Consider the following 4080-nt stretch of genomic DNA (forward strand, 5'->3'; position numbering starts at 1 on the left):
TCCCACCGCCAGGGCAGAGGCGAGGGTGGCCCTCAAAGGGATAGAGGTGATCGTTCGCCCCGCTTGGGGCAGCTCTGCCAGTCTCACCATCACTCCACCTCCGCCAGAACGGGCCGACCCTCGGCCTGGGGCTGTTTTTGCACAAAGGCGTACAAATCCACCAGATCCCGCCAGATGGTTTCATAGGTTGGCGTTGACGAGGATACCTGTGGCTCAACATACATCCAGGGGGGAAGGTGGCCGTCGTTGGTTTTGGCCTTGCACCAGGTGCGCTCAAAAGCCTCCATCAGCGGCTGCCCCTTTTTGCCCAGGCGGCTGCGGAAATAGAGATAGTTGAGGGTGGCGGTGCGTTTGCCTTTTTCCAAGAAGCTGCGAATCTGATAAAGCTGGGAGCGAGGAAAATTGGCCTCCTGCAGGGCTTGTACCGTTCTCAGCAACCCGTGGATTTCCGGGACGGTATAGGGGCCGGCGTAGAGCTTGAGGGTGTGGCTGTTCTGGCGGATCTCCAGAGCTTCCCGACGAAAATCCTGGATGCTGGAGACAACCAGGGCGACCGACTTCAACGAGAGAAAGTCGATGGTGGCCACAGAGCAGTCCTTGTCTTTGGGCTTCAGCTTTTTCGCGTAGCTCTTGGCGGATTTCAACAGTTGTTCGGTGAGCTTTTCGGCGTAGTAAATGGGGGTGTCTTCCGAGGCGATCAGCACCCCCACCGAGGCGGAGAGCCGACAGAGCTTCCGATCTGCCGCCGGGTAGCGGTGAGGCACCTTGCCGGAAGATTGAGCTGCATAGGTTGCCGAGGTGTCCAGCAGGAGCTGCTCAAACTGCTCACAGAAGGTGGCGGCAATTTCCAGGGCTTTGTGGGCAGGCACCACCACCAACACATCGTCTCCGCCGATGGTCAGGATCTCGAAGGGGTGGATCCACTCGCCGTTGCGGTCTCTGCCGGTTTCCGGATCTGGGGATAGGCCGTGCAGCCGATGGGCCTGCAGGTGCTGGGCGAGGGCGTGGTAAACGGCTTTTTCCGTTGCCTCGGAAACATCCCGGCTAAATTGTCGGTAGGCTTCTGGGGTTTGGATCTGCTGCACATAGCCCCCCATGTCGTTGCCATCGGCGTAAAGGTAAGCCACAAAGCCCTGGCTGCCCAGGCTGGCGTTGGCCACTTCCCGTAGAGATTGGGCCTCGCCGATCCCCTGGACAGATCCCTGATGGGGCTGCAAATAGCGCTCCCGGTAGGGCTCGCCGGCGGGAGAGTTGAGAAAGCGGGCAAATCGCGTTACCCAGCTTTCCACAAAGCCGGGATCCCAGGTGGGGAACTTGCGGAACCACCCTTGCTTGCCTGTTTCAATGCGCTTGGCCTGGCGACCCACCAGGGCTTTGCGAGCGGTGGCTTCCGAGAGCCAGGGCTGATCGACCAGGTCGGCTTTGGCGATGGCAGGGCGACGGTCGGTGCTGTCGCGGCGCAGGTAGGGATGGGTTTCAAAAAAGGCGGGATGGGCGCGGCTGGGGCGACCGGGATCCGGATTGCCGTTGCGGCGGTGGTTGAAGCGGGCGGCCAGGTAACCCACCAACTCGTTGAAACTTTTGCGGTCTTGAAATCTGGCTTCGCTGCCATCCCCAAAATAGGCTCTCACCAGGGGATGGGTTTTGTGTTGCGCCAGCCAATCCAGCCAGGGGGTGCGTTCGATGGGATCCCGCAACAGGCCGTAGCGCAGTTCCAGCAGCCGAAAGGCGGATCCCACGGCGCAGGCGTTAGCGGTGAGGGTTTCTTCGGTGTAGCGCCGCTCGATGGCCTCACAGAGATCGTCCACATGGGCCGCCGGGCAAAAGGCCAGGAGATTGCCCCCGGTGGAGTAGATGATGAGCTCCGGGATCAGGGCTTGCGCCAAAGCCGGGTAGTGCTGCTGCAGCCAAGGCCGGATCTGCTCGGCCACATAGGCCCTCAGCTCTGCTTGAGACTCTTTCCCCAAACCTTCCCATCCCAGGTAGGTTTGCTCGGGATCCCCGAAAAAGGCGGGCAGATCCACCAGGTTAATGCGATCCAACAAAGCGGAGGCCCCGCGGATTTCCGACAGCTTGGCCGACTCGAAGACATAGCTCTTGATCTTGGTGGCCCCCCCGTAAACCAAGCCGATGCGGGTTGTCTGCTGCCACAGCTCCGGGTAGCGGGATTGCAGCTCCGCCGGGGTTCTGGGAAAGGTCTTCGCCGCCATGCTCTCCTGAAATTGGCGCACCTGAGCCAAAATGGGCCGTAGCTCTTCTGGGATCCCGGCCTCGTTGTCGGCGCGAACGGCGGCCCGCATCTGCTGCAAGGTCTCCAGGGCAAACTGGGGATCCCGCTGTTCTCCCCACGCCAGGCACCAGGCCAAGGCAACAGGAACGGGAGAGGGAGCAGAAGTAGGGGTCATGAGCAGCACCTGCGAAATGCGAAAAAGGAAGACAAGTCTTGGACAGGGCTTCCATCGGCTGCGACGGACAGATCCCTAAAGGCTGGGGGCAATTGGCCTCGATTTTTAATCCTTCGCGGAAGACCAAAGCCCTTCAAAAAAGGGTTTGCCGGTTGGGTGGGTAACCAATCGAATCAAGCCGAGAGATGCCATTGAGGTTACCGATTGTTTCAGCCATATCCGATAAACGCTCTCGCCTCATGGTTTTCAGTCCTCTAGCTTGCTAGCAGTATAGATCGAGTGCGATGGGTTGCAGACGATTTCAAGGCTTTCTTCAGATTGTGAGATTTTTTCTGCCTGTACAACGGGCAATTCGAGAGTAAACCCAATAAGAAGGGATCCCTTCTAAAATTTTCTCAATGGAAAGTTGGGTTTTGTGTTGATTGTTGCTGTGGACTGGGAATGGGCTGTGCCTATGCTGAGTTTCTCAGAGCCATCTGCTGATAGAGAAGCGAACGGCAAGTGGCCGACGGGATCCGAGTTGGTGGGGATCACCTTGGAAGTTCAGGCTCCTCGGTCTTACCTGCTGGATCCCCACTATGCCAAAGGGCTGCACGCCTGGTTCTTGAGCCAGGTGCAAGAGACAGACCCGCAGCTATCGGCCTATTTGCACGATGGAGAATCGGAGAAACCTTTTACCCTCTCCCGGCTGATGGGGCCGTTCCGCGAGCAGGGGGGGCGACCGCTGATCCCGCCTCATCTCCCCTTCCGCTGGTGGATCACCGGCCTCAACCCGCCGGTGGTGGAGTGGCTGCGAGGGTGGTGCCAACGGCTGCCCACCTGGCTGGAATTGCGGGGATCCCCGCTGCAGATCCTGGGATGGCAGATCTCGATCCCCCCGCGCACCTATCGTCAACTGTTGGAGCAGCCTCTTTCCCCCCGCTCCTGGAGCCTTTCCTTCGTCTCGCCCACCAGCTTTCGCCACCGGGGCCACCATCTGCCGCTGCCGATCCCTCGCAACCTGTTCCACAGCTATCTGCGCCGTTGGAACGATTTTTCCGGTCTGCCCATCGAGGCGGAGCCTTTTCTGGATTGGGTGGATGGGGAAGTGATCATCCAGCGGCACCGTCTGGAATCGGTCAAAACCACCGCAGGTCGCCAGGGATCCGTGACGGGATTCATCGGCTGTGTGCAGTTGGCTGTCTCCTCCCGTGCGCCTGAGCTGTTGCAGCAGCAGCTCCAAGCCCTGATCCACCTTGCCCCCTACTGCGGCACCGGCCACAAAACCCCCTTTGGGCTAGGGCAAACCCGCCTGGGTTGGTTGGCCGAAGAGCTACCCGCCTCCCCTGTCCCTTCCCGGGAAGAGCAGGTGGCCCAGCGGATCGAGGAGCTGAGCGCCCTCTTTCTCAGCCAGCGGCAACGACAAGGGGGATCCCGCGCCGAAAAAACTGCCCAACTGTGGGCGACGATCCTGGCCCGCCGCGAAGGTGGAGAGAGCTTACAACAGATCGCCGCTGATTTGGAGATGCCCTACGAGACGGTGAAGACCTATGCCAAGCTGGCCCGCCGCTCTCTCCAGTCTGGATCCCAGGACTACTCGTCGAGCAGTCTTCCCTAGATGACTTGAGGTACTTTGTTGAGCCTGATACATTCACGCTGAACTCTCCTGAACATGGTTCAGGAAAGAAGCGATCGC

At 59.8% G+C, this 4080-nt stretch carries 2 protein-coding genes; one reads left to right on the forward strand and one right to left on the reverse strand.

The features are described 5' to 3' along the window. Positions 1-89 precede the first annotated feature (89 nt). Complete coding sequence (gene cas10 / locus NW820_RS07015) at positions 90-2405, reverse strand: type III-B CRISPR-associated protein Cas10/Cmr2 (protein WP_414329364.1); 2316 nt, start codon at positions 2403-2405, stop codon at positions 90-92. 415 nt (positions 2406-2820) lie between these two features. Here cas10 and cas6 point away from each other — a divergent pair, with 415 nt between their 5' ends. After that, positions 2821-4002, forward strand: coding sequence for a CRISPR-associated endoribonuclease Cas6 (gene cas6 / locus NW820_RS07020; protein WP_011432245.1), 1182 nt, complete (start codon positions 2821-2823; stop codon positions 4000-4002). Positions 4003-4080 lie beyond the last annotated feature (78 nt).

This window comes from Synechococcus sp. R55.7 (assembly GCF_047461955.1).
GTDB lineage: Bacteria > Cyanobacteriota > Cyanobacteriia > Thermostichales > Thermostichaceae > Thermostichus.